Source organism: Xinfangfangia pollutisoli (assembly GCF_020179405.1).
GTDB classification, from domain to species: Bacteria; Pseudomonadota; Alphaproteobacteria; order Rhodobacterales; family Rhodobacteraceae; genus Pseudogemmobacter; species Pseudogemmobacter pollutisoli.
In genome coordinates this window covers 42832-59291 of sequence record NZ_JAICBZ010000001.1, presented here as the reverse complement: position 1 = coordinate 59291, position 16460 = coordinate 42832, and the positions used below count along the sequence as shown (strand labels likewise).

Here is a 16460-nt window from a genome sequence, read left to right as displayed (position 1 = left end):
CAAGGCCGGGCCGGATCCGGTCCTGACCGATGGACGAGACGCCGATGCGAAACCTGTGGGCGCCCTCTGCGCGGCACGAATAGCAGGGCGCCACAGCTTCGATCACGATCCCCCGCGCCAGCGCCGCCCGGGCCAGCGCATCGGCCTGCAGCTGGCGCTGGGGGTCGGTCAGCAGGAAATTCGTGCCGCCGAATTCGCTGACCACCTGAAGCTCCGGCAGGCTGTCGGCCAAAGCGGCATTGGCGATGCGCCAGCGCTGCTCGTGATCGCGCTTCAGCCGCCGCAGCAGCCGGTCGTAATAGCCAAGATCGACAAAGGCCGCCGCCGTCTGCTGCAGGATGAAGGGCGGATGCCTGAGGATCATGCCCCGGCTGTCGCGCGCCGCCGCCACGAAATCGGGCGAGGCGTTCAGGTAGCCCAGCCGCAGCCCCGGCGACAGGCCCTTCGACAGGCTGCCAAGATAGATCACCCGCCCGCGGTCATCCTGCGCGCGCAGCGACAGGGGCGGGACCTGCCGATAGTCGACATCGCATTCGTAATCGTCCTCGACGATGTAGAAGTCATGTTCCTCGGCCGCATCCAGCAGCGCGCGGCGCCGCGCGGGTGACATGGTGACCGTGGTCGGAAACTGCCGGTTCGGGGTCACGAAGACCAGATCGACGCCGCGCAGCCTGTCGTCGACGACCAGCCCCTCGGCATCGACGGGCTGAAAGCGGACCGAGCCGAAATTGGCGGTCAGGATCTTGCGGGCATCGGGATAGCCCGGGTCCTCCATCGCGGCCACCCGGTCGCGCCCGCCGAACAGGAAGCTGATCAGGTACAGGCCGTTCTGCGACCCCAGGGTGATCAGCGTCGAGCCGGGATCGGCGGCGATGCCGCGGCTGGGCAGGATGCGCTGGTTGACCTGGCGGATCAGGTCGGGGCTGTCGGCATAATGGCCGTCCGAAGACCAGATCTTCAGATCCTTGCGGTTCATCGCCAGCCGCGCGCATTCGCGCCATTCGGCGACGGGAAAGTCGTTCTCGTTGATCTGGTTGCAGACGAAGGGATAGGGCTGGGCGAACCAGTTCTGCGGCCGGAAGATCGTGTCGATCCCGTCGGCCCGCCGTGCGAGGTTCAGCTTCTGCACGATCCGTGCCGGTTTCTTTTCGGGCGCCGGGGCCTGGGCGATCAGGCCCGGATGCACGCCGGGACCCAGGCGCACGAAAAAACCCGAGCGCGGCCGGGCGGTGATCAGCTGTTCGTCCTGCAGGGTCTGATAGGCGGCGATCACCGTGTTGATCGACACGCCGATGTCGCGCGCCAGCAGGCGGCACGAGGGCAGTTTCATCCCCGTGGCGATCCGTCCCTCGAAGATCATCCGCGAGACCTGCGCGGTGATCTGATCGCTCAGCCCGATGCTGCGCGTCCGGTCGATGTCGATCCGCAGCTTCACCGCAGGCCCCGGCTGGCGGCACGGCGCAGGGCAAGGCCGGTCACCCGGCCCAGCGGGCGGCCCAGCGGGCGCCGCGCGGGCAGGGCCAGGGCGCCCGACAGGTGAAGCGCCAGCATCGCGGCCATGGCGACCAGGTTCATCAGCCCCAGCGGAAACATCAGCAAAAGCATGGGCGCGCAGCGCGCGAGGCCCTGCAGGGTTGCACGGGTGCCGGCGCCGATCGTGTCGGCGCGCGCGGCAGGGCGCGGGCCTTTGCCCAGCAGCGCCTGGGCCAGGATCGCCGCGAAGACGAACAGCGCCTGGGCCAGCGGGTGGTCCACCCGCAGCGCGGGCGACAGCAGGCCTGTCGCCTGCGCGGCGATCTGACAAAGGGTGGCCAGCGCGCAGAAGCCCAGCAAGGCCAGCGCGCTGCCCGACCAGGCCCGCAGCGCGCCGAACGGCCAGCCACCGCCCGCTTCCCTGCGATGCGCCAGCAGCGGCAGCACCATCGCCAGGATCATCGCCGCCCACATCGCCGAAATCTCGGCCGCCATGGCCAGGATCGGGCGGGCCGGGTCATAGGAACACAGCGACCCGGCATCCATCCAGACCCTTATGTCGCCAAAGCCCCACAGCCGCAGCCCGTCGATCAGCCCCATGCCCGGCCCGAACGGCGCCAGTGCGCCCCGGCGGGCCTGTTCGGCCGCCATGGCGGCAAGCCCGCCCCAGCCCGACAGGCACAGACCCGCCAGGGCCAGGCGCATCGCAGGGGCAGGGGCGGGCGGGCGCATCGGCGGCGGCAGCTCAGCGGCTGCCCTGCTTGCAGTAGCAGGACGAGCGTACCGGCACATCGACCCGGCCCTTGGCCAGCGTCAGCCGCTGCCCGATCAGCGCCGCTTCGGCATCGCGGCCCAGTTTCCGCAGGCATTCGTGATAGCCCTGCAGGCTCCAGACATTGTCGGGGTGATGCACGGCGCGCGGCAGGGCCGGGTCAAGGCCCAGATCCTGGCGGTAGACCGCGGCCGAAGCCTCGACCTCGCCCTGCTCCAGCAGCAGCGCGGCCAGGGCGTGGCGGGTCGGCTGCATCCAGCCCCAGGGTTCATCGTAGGGCAGGTTGTCGCTGAGATCGACCGACCTGCGCAGATGGGCGAAGGCGGTTTCATACGCGGCCTGGCGATAGGCGATCTCGCCCAGCATCATTTCCCGCGCGACGGTCAGGATGTCGCGGCAGGTGTTGTTGAACAGCATCCGGCTTTCGGGCACCCGCGCGAAGGCCTGTTCGAACTTCTCGGCCTCGGCAAGCGCCGGTTCGACCCGGTTGCTGGCGGCATAGGCCACGGCCTTGGCGTAATGCATCATCGCATTGGTCACGCAGAACAGCTCGGGGTCTTCGGGCTGCGGCTGGGCGACGATCTCGTCCCATTTGCCGAAGCGGATATAGACGTGCTGCTTCACCGACAGAAAGCCTTCCAGCCAGTCGGCCATGGGTGGCGACGAGACCTGAAGCAGTTCGGCCGGAAGCGTGCCGGCCATTTCGGTGGCGGCTTCCAAAGCGGGCGCATATTGGCCCAGGAACATCGCGCCATAGACCTTGAAGTGGTAATTGTGGCAGCGATAGAGCGAGTAGAAATTGATCGCGCCCTGGCGGGCCAGGTACTTGCGGTCCGCCACGATGGCATCGTGGTTCGAGGTGACCACCCGTTCATACTGCCCGCACAGCACGTCGATATGCGTCGACATATGCTGCAGATGGCCGGAATCGGGCACCAGCCCGCGCAGCGCATCGGCGGCGCGCAGCGCGCGTTCCGGGAAGGGCGACATTTCCATCAGGTGAATGTAGATGTGCAGCAGGCCCGGATGCTGATAGCCGCCGGGCAGGGCCAGCGCGCGCTCGCTTGCGGCAACGGCCTCGGCGGTGCTGGCGCCCTCGGCGATCTCGCCGGTCTTCAGATCCCACAGCGCCCAGGGCGTGCGGTTCATCACCGCCTCGCAGAAGAAGGTGGCGACGTTCAGATCGCGCGGAAAGCGGGCCTGCACCGCGCGCATCGCATCGGCATAATCGTCATTCCAGACGCAGAAGGCCTCGCTGCCCTGGGCGACGGCGCTTTGATAGCGGCGTTGCAGCGCGACGATCAGCGCCGCCTCGACCTCGGAGGCGCCGGCGGATTTCTCAAGCGCGCGTTGGGCATAGTCGAAGGCGCGGGCCAGGGACCGTTCCATGTCGGCATCGTCGAAGGCCGCCCAGGGCTTGTTGTAATTGCAGCCCGACGCGTAAGACACACCCCAATAGGCGATCGCCAGATCAGGATCGTGGTCGATGGCCTTGAGAAAGCAGGCCACCGCCTCGTCGTGATTGTAGCCGAAGCACCAGATCAGCCCGCGGTCGAACCAAAGCTGCGCTTCGGGCGACTGGGTGGTGACCGGGCAGGTATAGGGTCCAAGGTTGTAATAGTCGGTCATGTCGGTCTCCTGGTGTCGGGGGTCCGGCCGCGGGGCCGGACCATGGGTTCCTCTGTGACAGGGTGTCCGGTCACAGGCTTTCGTCGAGGATCCGCTTGGGGAACATCCGGCGGCCAAGGGGCGAGAGGCGGAACAGCTTGAAGCCGAACAGCAGGATCACCGCCGTGTAGATCGTCAGGCAGATAGGGCCCTGGAAGAAGGCCGACAGGTCGCCGCGCGACAACAGCAGCGTGCGGCGGAAATGCTCTTCCATCATCGGGCCAAGGACATAGCCCAGAAGCAGCGGACCGGCCGGGAAGTTGGCAAGCCGCGCGGCCACGCCGAACAGCGAGGCGACGATCACCATCCAGACATCGCCCAGATGCATGCGGACCGAATAGGTGCCGATGCAGATGAACATCAGGATCAGCGGATAAAGATACGGGCTGGGGATCCGCAGCAGCCGCACCCAGACGCCGATCATCGGGATGTTGAAGACGCAAAGCAGGATGTTGCCGATCCAGAAGCTCATGATCAGGCCCCAGACCAGATCGGCGTGATCGGTGATCAGCCGCGGGCCGGGGGTCATGCCATGCATGACCAGCAGCGACAGGATCAGCGCCATCGAGGTCGAGCCGGGCACGCCCAGCGTCAGGGTCGGAATGAAGGCGGTCATGTCGGCGCTGTTCGCGGCGGCCTCGGGGCCGACCACGCCCTCGATCGCGCCCTTGCCGAAGCGTTCGGGCGTTTTCGAGACCTTCCGTTCGGCCCCGTAGGAGATGAAGGTCGACACGGTCGATCCGGTGCCGGGCAGCGCGCCGAAGAAGGCGCCGATCGCCGTGCCGCGCAGCATGGGCGCGATCGAGCGGCGCAGATCGTCGCGGGTGGGCAGCATCGAGCGCATGCTGATGTTCTGCACCACGGCACGGGTGTTGGCGAAGCTGAAGACGATTTCGGCCACGCCGAACAGGCCCATGGCGATGACCACCATGCTGACGCCGTCCTGCAGGCTGGTCAGCCCGAAGGTGAACCGCTCGACCCCGCTGTTCACATCGGTTCCGGCCAGGCCGATGACGATCCCCAAAAGGACCATCGCGATGCTTTTCGACGGGCCGCTGTCGGACATGGCGGTGGTGGCCAGCAGGCCCATCGCCATCAGCGCGAAATATTCGGGCGAGCCGAAGCTGAGCGCGGCCGAGGCGATGACCGGCGAGAACAGCATCACGATGACGATGCCGATGGCCGCGCCCTTGAAGGCCGCCAGAGTGCTCATGAACAGCGCCACACCGGCGCGGCCCTGCTTGGCCATCGGGTGGCCGTCCAGACAGACGACCGCGGCATCGGTGGTGCCGGGGACGTTCAGCAGGATCGCCGTCGTCTTGCCGCCATAGGAGGTGCCGTAATAGATGCCCGCCAGCATGATCAGCGCGAATTGCGGCGCGACATGGAAGGTGATCGGATACAGGATCGAGATCGCGGCCAGCGCGCCCAGGCCGGGCAGAACGCCGACGACCATCCCGACGAACACCCCCAGCGTGCAGTACATCAGCCCTTCCGGCGATGCCGCGACCGAAAGACCCAGAAGAATATTCGAGAGCATATCGTTCATTTGAAGGCTTCCATCGGCCAGGTGACGATGTCGACAGGCACAGAGAGCAGCATGGAAAAGATCACCACGGCCAGCAGCCCGGCGCCCGTGGCCGCGATCAGCCGTTTCGCCGCCCCCATGTCCTTCGCCACGAAGGAGGCGATCAGAACCGAGACGAAACAGGCCGGAAACAGGCCGAAGCTTTCAAGCGCCAGGCCGAAGGCGGCGATCGAGACGACCACCAGCCCCAGCACGCGCAGGTTCAGGCCCTGCGCCGGCGCATCATCGGCGGGCGCGCGTCTGCGCCCGCCGATCAGGGTCAATGTCAGCGAGATCGCGCCATTCAGCACGAGAAGCAGCCCGAGGACGAGGGGAAAGCCCCCCGGGCCCGGCTCGACAAGCGTTCCCCGTTCGAGGTTCGCCATGCAATAGGCCGATATGGCCAGGCCGACAGCAAGGATGCTGGCGCCTGACAGCAGATCGGTCTTATGGTGCGTCGCTTTCACTTGGGTTCCTTTCCTGTCAGTCCGCCGGAGCGGCAAGCATCCGGCTGAGCCGGTCCATGCTGTCGGCCTGCTGGTCAAAGCCGCGCAGCAGGTCGAACAGCTGCTCGGTCGCGGGCTGGCCCATGACCGGCGTGACCAGTTCCGAGAATTTGGCGTGATGGTCGTCCCAGGTGAACGGACGCCGCGGATCGCCGAACGGAATTTCCGAAGAGGCCTTCAGCATCTCGCCGCTGTCCAGCTCGACCTCGATATGGGTCTCGTCTTCGGGCTGGTCGCCGATGGTGATGCATTCGATCTTCTTCAGCAGCGCCTGCACCTCGGGCCGGGCCAGGGTTGCCTCGGTGAAGTCATGCGGACCGAGGTTGATCCCCAGCAGGCCCATCGCCACGCAGAGCGGAATGCTGAACCGGCCTTCCAGCCCGGTCTTCGGGTCCAGCCGTCCGGCGGTGACCATGGCTGTGCGGTCAAGGTAGACCACCACCCGCTTGATCGCGCGCCCGTCCACCTTGCTGCGCGCCAGAATGGCGGCTTCGGCCGGGGTATGGGTGGCGCGGCAGCTGGCAAAGCGCTTGTAGCCGGTTTCCAGCAATTCCCATTTGGCCGCGAAATCCAGATCGGGGATCTGGAACTGGTCGTCGCGCAGGAAGGCCGTCATCCAGCCACCCTTGATTTCATACAGCTGCCGGGCGCCGACGAAGCCGTCCAGCGCCAGCTCGGCGCAGAGGATGCCATCCATCGCGGCCTTGCCGGCATGGAAGGGTTTGCCATGCGTCCCGAACGAGCCCAGAAGCCCGCCCGCCGTGGTCGCGACCGCGCCCAGGGCATTGCCGATCTGGTCCTGGTCCAGCTTCAGCAGCGCCGCCGCCGTGCAGACCGCGCCCATCCGGCCCACCATCGAGGTCGGGTGGAAGCCGCGCACCTGCAGCGTGCGGCCGATGCCATAGGTGCCGCCGCCGCCCAGCCGTGCCATCACCTCATAGCCGGTGACGAAGGCGGCCAGCGCGTCCTGCGCGCTTTTCCCGTAATGCTGCCCCATCGCCAGCGCGGTGGACCAGACCGGGCCGCTGGGATGGCCGCAGCCCTGGCTGTGGGTATCGTCCATATCAAGCGCATGGGTCATCGACCCGTTGGCCAGGGCCGCCATCGCCGGATTGGTCGCTTGCCCCAGAATGACCCTTGCCTTTCCGGCGGCCCCCCAGCGCTTGATCATCTGCTGCGCGGGTTGCGCAGCCGGGCTGTCGCGGCCCACGATCGACACGCCGATGTAATCCACCAAAGCCTGACGGGCGGCCTCCCGCACGTCTTCGGGGATTGTATTGTAGCTCGTCGCCAGCACAAAGCTTTCGAGCTGTCTGCCGCGGGGCAAATCAGACATTCTTCCGTCCTTCTGGGGTAAGCGATGCCTGTCCGGCATCATTGGAACGGGGCCTGACGCCCCGGAATACCTGCAAGGGAACGCCGCGACCGGCGTTCCCCCAGCAGTCTGTGGATCACTTGATCAGGCCAAGATCCGTCGCGATGGACCGGAACTGGTCCAGATCCTTCTTCAGCATCTCGCCATAGGCTTCGGGCGCGCCGGCCTTGACCACGAAGGACGTCTCGCTTTGCAGCTTCTTGCTAACGTCTTCAGAGGCCAGGGTTTCGCTGATCGCGGCATTGAGCTGGGCGATCACTTCGGGCGGGGTGCCGGCCGGAGCCACGACGCCATAGGTCTGCAGGATCTCGAAGCCGGGCAGGGTTTCGGCCACGGTCGGCACTTCGGGCAGCAGCGGATGGCGATCGGCCGAGGTCACGGCGAGGTAGTTCACCTTGCCTTCGCCGACATAGTCCTTGACCTCGTAGGGATAGGCCAGGAACAGCGGCACGCGGCCCGACAGGAAGTCGGCGAACATCTCGCCGCCGCCCTTGTAGGGGATCTCGATCATCTCGACCCCGGCCTGCGACTTCAGCAGGCCATAGGCCAGCGCCTGCAGCGATTCCTTGCCCGAGGTGGAATAGGGAATCTCGTTCGGCTTTTCCTTGGCCTTCGCCAGCAGCTCGGGAAGGGTCTTCACGCCCAGATCGGCGTTCGCGGTGATGAAATAGGGCGACGAGGCCAGCGCCACGACCGGGGTGAAATCGGTCAGCAGGTCGAAGCCCACTTCCTCATGACCCTTCACCGCCTGGTTCACCACCATCGAGCTGGTGATCGACAGGATGGTGCAGCCATCGGCCTTGGCGTTCATCGCCTCCTTGCCGCCGACGGCGCCGGTCGCGCCGGCGCGGTTGTCGACCACAACGGCGACCCCGCCCAGTTTCTGCGACACGCCGTCGGTCACCAGGCGCGTGGCCCAGTCAAGCCCGCCGCCCGCCGAATAGGGCACGATCCAGCGCAGGGTCGAGCAGGCGAAATCCGCCGCCGAGGCGGCCGTGCCGGTGACCAGCAGGCTGGTCATCGCGCTGGCAAGAAGCATGGTGCGTTTTGTCATTTTCGTCTTTTACCTCCGTGTTGTGCGGGATCAGAGCCTGATCCCCCTTTTTGTTCAGTCGAACTTCGTGATCACCCCGACGCCATTCTCGTTGCGGATCTCGGTCCCGTAGCGTTCAGAGTATTCGGCCATCTTGCGGATGATCCGGTCGCCGATCTCGCGGCTGGCGATGCGCGGCAGCCCGCGTTGCGCGCGCTTTTCGTGGTGGTGCCACAGCGGATGCAGCCGGATCTCGGTCACGGCGCCATCCTTGAAGGACAGGGCGCCCAGAACCGCCTCGTGCCATTCGCCATATTCCCCGCCCGCGCGCAACGGGCGGATATTGTCTTTCTGCACCCGGCCGGCGCGGATCGCGTCGCGATATTCGATCGCTTCCTGCGGCAGGGCGTCGATGCCCAGCCCGGCGCGCAGATACTGGTCCGGGGGGAAAAGCTTGATCGTCTCGCTTTGGTAGAAGAAATTCCCCAGGCTGTAGAAGATCGGCCGGCCCTTGTAGATCTCGATGCCCTGCAAAAGATGCGGGCCGTCGCCCATCACCACATCGGCGCCGGCGTCGATCAGCGCATGGGCCAGATCCTCGACATGGTGCAGCGGATAGTGGCCTTCGGTTTCCTGATGCAGATGCACGACCACGATGTCCGAGGCCAGCTTGGCATCCGCGATCACGCGGCAGTTGCGGGTCAGGTCGGCCTGGTCGACGGCATAATGGATGCTGTTGGCCTTGCCGCGCTTGAACACCTTGCCGAAGGCCAGGATCTGGTCGTCGCGCAGCGCCTTGTGCTGGTCGGTTTCCTGCATCAGCCGGGCCAGCGCGTCGAAGGTCTCGTCCGACACTTCGTAGCGGATGTCGTGGTGGATCGCGTTGATCCCGGGCCGGCCGGGCAGATCGGGGCCCTGCGGGCCGGCGGGGCAATGCGGCGGGAAGTCGATGCAGACCGAGATCAGGGCGAAACGGCCATTGTCGGTTTCAAGGAAGGTCGCGCGCGTCGCCTCGGACAGGTTCTTGCCGACACCGGCATGCACCAGCCCGGCGGCATCCAGGATCTCGGCCTCTTCGCGGATCATCTCGGGGCCGAAATCCATGCCGTGATTGTTCGACCGGCCGATCATGTTCAGACCCAGCCATTTCAGTTCCTCGGCCACGAACGGATCGGCCTGCTGATAGGACTGCTCCTGCCCCATCGTGTCGATCGGCATCGGCGCGCCCTTGAAGGTGTGGATCCGGGTCTCAAGATTGGTGCAGGCCACGTCCGCAGACCGGATGATCTCGACCATGTCGAGGAAGGGCCGGTCGGTGAAGGACGAATGTTTGCGGGTGCACAGCGTTTCGCCGGTAACCACGAGTTTTGCTTGCATAGGATATGTCCAGACTTCGGAAAGATCGGGCGGCCCGGCCCGTCAAAGCGGGCGTTTCGGCGGCCGGTTGAGGCGAGACTAGGGACAAATGCGTCTTGCGGGCCAATGCAAATCTGATGGCCGTGCGTTGCAAAATTCGGAATAATAGAGTCAGCTTTTTCCTGGTTTGGCACAGAAAACAGGCAGGCCTGCGGTGACGATGGGCCCAGCTTCAACCGCAGGCCCGTCGCGCGCCGTCACAGGCCCGATACAGAGGGGGGGATAAGGTAAGTCCGGCCGGAATCCGTCGCGGCGCGGCTGTCAGGCGGTGATCAGGAAGAAGCCGATCCCCAGATAGGCGGTCTCGGCCACGACCAGAATCACCGCGGGCCCGCCGACCTGGGCAAGCTGCCGCAGCGAGGTTTTCATTCCCACGGCGGCCACTGCGGTCAGCAGCATCCATTTTGACAGCTCGCCGGCAAATTGCACCAGCGCGGGCGGGGCGGCGACAAGCGAATTCAGGGTGGTCAGCAGCAGGAAGGCCAGCACGAAGAACGGCAACAGCGGCGGGCGGCGCGCGCCCGGGGCCCCAGCCTGCCCCGACCCCTGCCCGGACCGGCCGATGGCGACGCCCAGAAGCAGGATGACCGGCGCAAGGCAGGCGACGCGCAAAAGCTTGACGGCCGTCGCGACATCGCCCGTCTCATCCGACACCGTGTAGCCCGCGCCCACCACCTGCGCGACATCGTGGATCGTAGCGCCCAGAAACAGGCCGGCATCGGCGGGGGGCATGTCGGCAGCATCGGTGAAAATCGGGTAGATCACCATGGCGATGGTGCTAAGAAGCGTGACGGCCATGACGGTAAAGGACAGGTCGGTATCCGACCGCTCGTTGCGCGGCAGCACGGCCGAGATCGCCATCGCCGCCGAAGCGCCGCAGATCGCCACCGATCCGCCGGTCAGCATGCCGAAGCGCCAGTCGCGCCCCAGCAAACGCGCGCCCAGCAGCCCGACCGCGATGGTGGTGGCGACGGCGGCCATGATCCACAGCACCGACGACGCGCCCAGCCCCGCCAGCATCTGCCAGCTGATCCGCAGCCCCAGCAGCGCCACGCCAAAGCGCAGGACGGTGCGGCTGGCGAAGGCGATGCCGGGCGCGCATTGGGGCTCTTCGCTAAGAAAGTTCAGCGCGATGCCCAAGAGCAGCGCCATCAGCATGGCGGGTGCCCCGTAGTGATCGGACAGAAAGGTCGCGGCGCCGGCGATCAGCAGGGCCACGAACACCCCGCGGAACAGCCGCGACACCGAGGTCGAGACCGCGTGAAAGGTGGCGTGCATCAGAAGGGGCATCATTCGACCTATGCGCTGAAAGGCGGTCTGGCAGGCGCGCGGGCGCCTTCCGCCCTATTCCGGCGAAGGCCCAGGCGCGCCAAAGGGCGGGCGCGGGCGATGCGGCGGCAACCGGATCGCCCGCGCGGGGTCAGATATAGGGGCAGCCGGCTTGTGCGGCGCCTTGTCCGGGACGGCGGCTCAGGCGTCCTTGCCGCTGGTGAAGTTGAACTCGGCGCCGGTGCGGATGCCCGAGGGCCAGCGCGTCGTCATGGTCTTCAGCCTGGTGTAGAAGCGCACGCCCTCCATCCCGTGGATGTGGTGGTCGCCGAACAGCGACCGCTTCCAGCCGCCGAAGGAATGATAGGCGACCGGCACCGGGATCGGCACGTTGACACCGACCATGCCGATGCGAACCCGCGCCCAGAAATCGCGCGCCGCATCGCCGTCGCGGGTGAAGATCGCGGTGCCGTTGCCGAATTCGTGGTCGTTCACCATCTGCACCGCCTCTTCGTAGGTCTTGGCGCGCACGACGGAAAGCACCGGCCCGAAGATCTCTTCGCGGTAGATCGACATGTCGACCGTCACCCTGTCGAACAGGCAGCCGCCGATGAAATAGCCCTCTTCATGGCCGGGAATGGAAATGCCGCGCCCGTCGACCACCAGCTCGGCGCCCCGCGCCAGGCCTTCCTCGATCAGGCCCAGGATGCGGGTCTGGCTTTGCTTCGAGATCACCGGGCCCAGTTCCGCCTTGGGATCGGTGCAGGGCGCGATCCGCAGCTGGCGGATGCGCGGCGACAGCGCGGCGACAAGCCGGTCTGCCGTGTCCTCTCCCACCGGAACCACCACCGAAATCGCCATGCAGCGTTCGCCCGCCGACCCATAGGCCGAGCCGATCAGCGCATCGACCACCTGATCCATGTCGGCATCGGGCATCACCACCATATGGTTCTTGGCGCCGCACAGGGCCTGCACGCGTTTGCCGTTCGCCGCGCCGCGGGTGTAGATGTATTTCCCGATCGGGGTCGAGCCGACAAAGCTGATCGCCTCGACCGCCGGATTGTCGAGCAGGGCATCGACTGCCTCTTTATCGCCGTTCACCACGTTGAACACGCCCGCCGGCAGCCCGGCCTCGGCCAGCAGTTCTGCGATGCGCAGGGCGACGCTGGGGTCTTTCTCGGAAGGTTTCAGAACGAAGGTGTTTCCGCAGGCGATGGCGACGGGATACATCCACAGCGGCACCATGGCGGGGAAGTTGAAGGGCGTGATGCCCGCCACGACGCCGACCGGCTGACGGACCGAGAAGCTGTCGACATTGTTCGCCACGGATTCGGAATAGTCGCCCTTCAGCAGCTGCGGGATGCCGCAGGCGAATTCGACCACTTCGATGCCGCGGGCGATTTCACCCTTGGCGTCGGGGATGGTCTTGCCATGTTCGGCCGACAGCAGCGCCGCCAGTTCGTCAATGTGCTTGCGCAGAAGGTCGCGGAAGTCGAACAGCACCGCGGCGCGTTTCGCGGGCGGGGTCGCGGCCCAGGCCGGCAGCGCGCGGCGGGCCGCTTCGACCACGGTGTCGACATCGGCCTGGCTGGCCAGCGCCACCCGCCCCGTCACCGCGCCGGTCGCCGGGTTGCGGATCTCGGACCAGCGGTCCGAGGTGCCGGCCCAGGGCTTGTTTGCCATGTGGTGGGAAATCTCGATCATTCAGGTCTCCATCCGCCGGGCGGGGGGCCGCCTGCTGCGGTCATCCGCGCTGTAGGTGCAAAAGGGGTGGTCGATCGACCGGGAAGCTTGGGTCGATCGGGCTTCTGACCCTGCTCCTAGCGCGAAGACGATCGGCGGCGACAGACACAGATCCGGGCGGTTTGGGGGTACAGATCGCGCGGCGGCGCGCGCCGGCCGGTCATTCCGGTTCGCGGAATAATCCTGTCGGATATCGGCATTGGAAGAAAGGCCGCCGTGCCGCTACGGATAGGGTGGGCCCGCTTCTGGCGGCCAGATCCGGGCATCCGCGGCAGGCAAAGGACAAAGGCATGCAAAGGCCCTTCGCAGGCATCAAGATCGTCGACATGACCCATGTGCTGGCCGGCCCCTTCGCCACGGGTCAGCTGGCGATGCTGGGGGCCGAGGTCATCAAGGTCGAGCCGCCCGAAGACCCCGACATGGCGCGCAGCGATGGCGGCGACAAGACACTTGCCGATGCCTTCATGGGCACGCGCTTCCTGACCACCGGCGCGAACAAGCGGTCGCTGACGGTGAACATCAAGACGCCCGAAGGCCGGGCGATCATCGAGGCGCTGGTCCGCGACAGCGACATCTTCGTCGAGAATTACCGCGCCGGGTCGTTCGAGGCGCTGGGGCTGGGCTATGAGGATCTGAAGAAGATCAACCCGCGGCTGATCTATTGTTCGCTGACCGCCTGGGGACAGGACGGGCCCCGGCGCGGCCAGACCGGCTATGACCAGGTGATCCAAAGCTATTCCGGCATCATGTCGATCACCGGCACCGAAGAGACGGGGCCCTTGCGCTGCGGGCCGCAGCTGGTGGATATCGGGGCGGGGATCGCCACGGCTTTCGCGATTTCCAGCGCGCTGTTCCAGCGCGAAAGGACCGGCAGGGGGCAAAGGATCGACGCCTGCCTGAACGATGTGGCCTTCATGATGATGGGCGCGCAGATCACCGATGCGCTGCGCACCGGCCGCGAGATGACCTATGAAAAGCTGGAACATGGCAGCCCGACCTACAACCAGTTCCAGGCCAGCGACGGCAAGGTGATGCTGGCGGCCGCGAACCACCGGCAATATGCGCGGCTGTGGCAGGCGCTTGGCCATCCCGAACGCGCCATGCGCAGCGAGGCCGAGCGGCTTGCCGGGCGCGAGGAAGAGCTGGCGCTGCTGAACACGATCTTCCTCACCAGGACGGCGCAGGAATGGGAGGATTTCTTCCAGGCCCATCATGTGCCCGCCGTGCGCCAGCGCAGCGTGCGCGAGGCGCTGGCCGACCCGCAAGTCGCGCATCGCCGCGCCTTTCACCGCTTCGAGGACGGCTCGCCCCTGGTCGAGGGCGACTATTCCGTGCCGCTTGCGCCCTTCACCTTCGCCGAGGGCGGGCCCAGGATCGACAGCCCGCCGCCGCCCTTGGGGCGCGACAATCAGGACATCCTGTCGGCGCTTGGCTACCGTGCCGAAGAGATCGAGGCCTTGCGGCGGAAGAAGGTCGTCGGCTGACCGCCGTTCGGGGCTGGCCGCGCGGTGATATAAGGGGCAGGATCAGACCTCGGCCGCGCCGAAGGTCTTCAGAAGGTCAAGGAAGGCCGTGACCAGCCGGCCCTGCCGCGCGCCGCTGCGCTCGATGATGCCCAGCCGCCGCGACACGACGGGGTTGACCAGCGGGATGATCCGCAGATCGCCCATCAGCAGCGGATCATAGGCCATCCGCGGCACGACCGACACGCCGACCGCCTGGCGCACCAGCCCGACGGCCGCGGTGACATGGTTCACCTCATGCGCCCAGTTCAGCTTGATGCCGTCCTTCGACAGCCTTGTGTCCATCAGTGTCCGGTTGCCGCTGGATCTGTTGACGCCGATCAGCGGCAGGGTGTTCAGCTCGCTCCAGGCAATTCTGGCCTTCTGGGCGATCCGGTCATCCGGCGCGCAAAGTGCCACGAATTCGTCCTCGAACAGCGCGGTGAACTTGAACTGGCTGTCGGACTGGCCGGTGAAGGTCAGCCCGAAATCCGCCGTGCCGTCAGACACGCTGTCCAGCACCTGGGCCGAGGAATTGTCGAGAATGCGAAAGCGCGCCCGCGGATAGTCGGCATGGAACCTGCCGACCACCCGGGGAAGGAAACTGATCGTCGAGGTCGGGATGCAGGCGATCGAGATGAACCCCGACCGGGACGCGCCCGCATCGGAAAGCGATCCGAACTGCTCGTCGATCTCGGCAATGGTGCGCCGCGCCATCGGCTCGATCTCGCGCCCGACATTCGTCAGCGAGACATGCCGGGTCGAGCGTTCGAACAGCTGATTGCCCAGCTTGTATTCGAAGGCCTGGATCCGGCGGGTCAGCGCGGGCTGCGAGATGTTCAGCGCCTCGGCGGCCTTGCGGAACGAGCCAAGGTCGATGATCGCGATGAAGGTGCGCAGATCGAGAAGTTCGAAGTTGATGCTCATTCCGGAATGGTGCGGGACAGAGTTGCAGTTTTCAACGGAAATCAACGGCGGGGTTCACGCGTCGGTCCCAACCACGCGACTGGCTTGTGACGCTGCCGCATGGGCCCGATCGCCAGTCGCTTCCGGAACGCTGTGTCGGTCGCCTCGGGTTGGGCCACGGCGGGGGCGGGTCAGGTCTTCGCGATGCTGTCGGGCCATTCGCTGTTCAAGAAATCGCGGAATTCCTTCGCCATCGAGGCAAGGACGCGCCCCTTCTTTTCAACGATGCCGATGGTCCGGGCCATCCTGGGTTCTCGCAATTCGATGGCAACCACGTTTGGAGAGTTGACGGTTTCCACCATCATATGCGGCATGATCGAGGCCCCGACGCCCGCATCCACCAGGCCGATGGCGGTGGACAGGTGATTGACCTTCACCGTCCAGTCGAGATCCAGGTTCGAAGGGGCCGTCGACAGATCAATGATCGTGCGATTGTAGCTGCCGCTCTGGAACTGGATGAGGCGATGCCCCGCCAGATCGGTACCCGTCACGAACTTGCGGCCAGCCAAGGGGTGGGACCGGTGGCAGATGAACACGAACGGATCGGACATCACCGGAATGAAGGCCAGCGACGGATAGCTGCCTGTCAGGATCGTCACACCAAAATGCGCCTCGCCGGTCGACACCGCCTCAAGCGCATCATTGGCCGAGACGTCGAGAATGTTGAATTCCACGCCGCTGTGCAGGCTTAGAAAGTCGCTGATGAGAGACGGCAGGAACTTGACCGCCGCCGAGAAGACGCAGGCGATCACAACGGTTTCGCGTGACGGGCCTGAGGTCGCCCCCAGGGACGAGATCGCGTCAAGTTCGTTCAGCAGGCGGGCGAAGGCCGGCTGGTACTGCTCGGCAATGCGGGTGGGGCGAACGCTTCTTGTTGTCCGCTCGAAAAGTTTGACGCCCAGTGTTTCTTCGAAATGTCCGATCCGGCGGCTGAAGGCCGGCTGCGACATGTTCAACTTCTCGGCCGCGGCGTTGAAGCTGCCAAGGCTCATCAAAGCCAGGAAAGCGCGGATATCCAGAAGCTCGTAATTATTCCTCATCCCGGATCAATCCTTCAATTATTTGCACTTATCAAATCTATCGCATTGTTGCATCAAACGAATAATGAACACGTTTCATGCAAGAAGCAACTTAGAAGGCAATGCTGTGAGCTGCGATTTCGGATCCTGT

At 65.7% G+C, this 16460-nt stretch carries 12 protein-coding genes and 1 pseudogene; 1 reads left to right on the top strand and 12 read right to left on the bottom strand.

Annotated elements, in window-relative coordinates:
- Positions 1 to 46 precede the first annotated feature (46 nt).
- The 10 genes and pseudogenes from K1Y73_RS00240 to K1Y73_RS00195 form a co-directional block, all read right to left on the bottom strand.
- A pseudogene (locus tag K1Y73_RS00240) lies at positions 47 to 1435 on the bottom strand (aminotransferase-like domain-containing protein); the annotation flags it as partial.
- Positions 1432 to 2178, bottom strand: a complete 747-nt coding sequence (locus K1Y73_RS00235) for a DUF2182 domain-containing protein (RefSeq protein WP_225025896.1) — start codon at positions 2176 to 2178, stop codon at positions 1432 to 1434. The pseudogene K1Y73_RS00240 and the gene K1Y73_RS00235, both read right to left, overlap by 4 nt.
- 40 nt (positions 2179 to 2218) lie before the next feature.
- Entirely contained in the window at positions 2219 to 3874 is a 1656-nt protein-coding gene (locus tag K1Y73_RS00230) for a tetratricopeptide repeat protein (protein WP_225025895.1), read from the bottom strand.
- Between the two features lie 70 nt (positions 3875 to 3944).
- On the bottom strand, positions 3945 to 5462 hold the full coding sequence (locus K1Y73_RS00225) for a tripartite tricarboxylate transporter permease (RefSeq protein WP_225025894.1): 1518 nt from the start codon (positions 5460 to 5462) through the stop codon (positions 3945 to 3947).
- Positions 5459 to 5947: a tripartite tricarboxylate transporter TctB family protein gene (locus tag K1Y73_RS00220; RefSeq protein ID WP_225025893.1), complete on the bottom strand. Its 489-nt coding sequence runs from the start codon at positions 5945 to 5947 to the stop codon at positions 5459 to 5461. Before K1Y73_RS00220 ends, K1Y73_RS00225 begins: the two co-directional genes overlap by 4 nt.
- Positions 5948 to 5963: 16 nt before the next feature.
- Complete coding sequence (locus K1Y73_RS00215; protein ID WP_225025892.1) at positions 5964 to 7322, bottom strand: MmgE/PrpD family protein; 1359 nt, start codon at positions 7320 to 7322, stop codon at positions 5964 to 5966.
- Positions 7323 to 7437: 115 nt separating this feature from the next.
- A complete protein-coding gene (locus tag K1Y73_RS00210) occupies positions 7438 to 8415 on the bottom strand; it encodes a Bug family tripartite tricarboxylate transporter substrate binding protein (protein ID WP_225025891.1) in 978 nt (325 codons plus the stop codon).
- A gap of 54 nt (positions 8416 to 8469) precedes the next feature.
- Positions 8470 to 9771 carry a CapA family protein gene (locus tag K1Y73_RS00205; protein ID WP_225025890.1) on the bottom strand — a complete coding sequence of 434 codons (1302 nt, stop codon included), beginning with the start codon at positions 9769 to 9771 and terminating at the stop codon, positions 8470 to 8472.
- 300 nt (positions 9772 to 10071) lie between these two features.
- Positions 10072 to 11100 carry a YeiH family protein gene (locus K1Y73_RS00200; RefSeq protein WP_225025889.1) on the bottom strand — a complete coding sequence of 343 codons (1029 nt, stop codon included), beginning with the start codon at positions 11098 to 11100 and terminating at the stop codon, positions 10072 to 10074.
- A gap of 180 nt (positions 11101 to 11280) precedes the next feature.
- Positions 11281 to 12783 (bottom strand): CoA-acylating methylmalonate-semialdehyde dehydrogenase, encoded by a 1503-nt coding sequence (locus K1Y73_RS00195; RefSeq protein WP_225025888.1) that lies wholly within the window; start codon positions 12781 to 12783, stop codon positions 11281 to 11283.
- Positions 12784 to 13112: 329 nt separating this feature from the next.
- On the opposite strand from K1Y73_RS00195, the gene K1Y73_RS00190 reads away from it, so the two are divergent.
- Positions 13113 to 14306: a CaiB/BaiF CoA transferase family protein gene (locus K1Y73_RS00190; protein WP_225025887.1), complete on the top strand. Its 1194-nt coding sequence runs from the start codon at positions 13113 to 13115 to the stop codon at positions 14304 to 14306.
- A gap of 42 nt (positions 14307 to 14348) precedes the next feature.
- On the opposite strand, the gene K1Y73_RS00185 is transcribed toward K1Y73_RS00190, so the two are convergent.
- Together K1Y73_RS00185 and K1Y73_RS00180 are read right to left on the bottom strand one after the other, a co-directional pair.
- Positions 14349 to 15251, bottom strand: a complete 903-nt coding sequence (locus K1Y73_RS00185; RefSeq protein WP_225025886.1) for a LysR family transcriptional regulator — start codon at positions 15249 to 15251, stop codon at positions 14349 to 14351.
- A gap of 170 nt (positions 15252 to 15421) precedes the next feature.
- Positions 15422 to 16330 carry a LysR family transcriptional regulator gene (locus K1Y73_RS00180; protein WP_225025885.1) on the bottom strand — a complete coding sequence of 303 codons (909 nt, stop codon included), beginning with the start codon at positions 16328 to 16330 and terminating at the stop codon, positions 15422 to 15424.
- Positions 16331 to 16460: the final 130 nt, after the last annotated feature.

What these genes read in the sequence shown, in the direction of transcription:
- K1Y73_RS00180 (WP_225025885.1), bottom strand. Translation starts at nt 16,330, where the DNA reads ATGAGGAATAATTACGAGCTTCTGGATATCCGCGCTTTCCTGGCTTTG.
- K1Y73_RS00230 (WP_225025895.1), bottom strand. Translation starts at nt 3,874, where the DNA reads ATGACCGACTATTACAACCTTGGACCCTATACCTGCCCGGTCACCACC.
- K1Y73_RS00235 (WP_225025896.1), bottom strand. Translation starts at nt 2,178, where the DNA reads ATGCGCCTGGCCCTGGCGGGTCTGTGCCTGTCGGGCTGGGGCGGGCTT.
- K1Y73_RS00215 (WP_225025892.1), bottom strand. Translation starts at nt 7,322, where the DNA reads ATGTCTGATTTGCCCCGCGGCAGACAGCTCGAAAGCTTTGTGCTGGCG.
- K1Y73_RS00205 (WP_225025890.1), bottom strand. Translation starts at nt 9,771, where the DNA reads ATGCAAGCAAAACTCGTGGTTACCGGCGAAACGCTGTGCACCCGCAAA.
- K1Y73_RS00195 (WP_225025888.1), bottom strand. Translation starts at nt 12,783, where the DNA reads ATGATCGAGATTTCCCACCACATGGCAAACAAGCCCTGGGCCGGCACC.
- K1Y73_RS00200 (WP_225025889.1), bottom strand. Translation starts at nt 11,100, where the DNA reads ATGCCCCTTCTGATGCACGCCACCTTTCACGCGGTCTCGACCTCGGTG.
- K1Y73_RS00210 (WP_225025891.1), bottom strand. Translation starts at nt 8,415, where the DNA reads ATGACAAAACGCACCATGCTTCTTGCCAGCGCGATGACCAGCCTGCTG.
- K1Y73_RS00225 (WP_225025894.1), bottom strand. Translation starts at nt 5,462, where the DNA reads ATGAACGATATGCTCTCGAATATTCTTCTGGGTCTTTCGGTCGCGGCA.
- K1Y73_RS00185 (WP_225025886.1), bottom strand. Translation starts at nt 15,251, where the DNA reads ATGAGCATCAACTTCGAACTTCTCGATCTGCGCACCTTCATCGCGATC.
- K1Y73_RS00190 (WP_225025887.1), top strand. Translation starts at nt 13,113, where the DNA reads ATGCAAAGGCCCTTCGCAGGCATCAAGATCGTCGACATGACCCATGTG.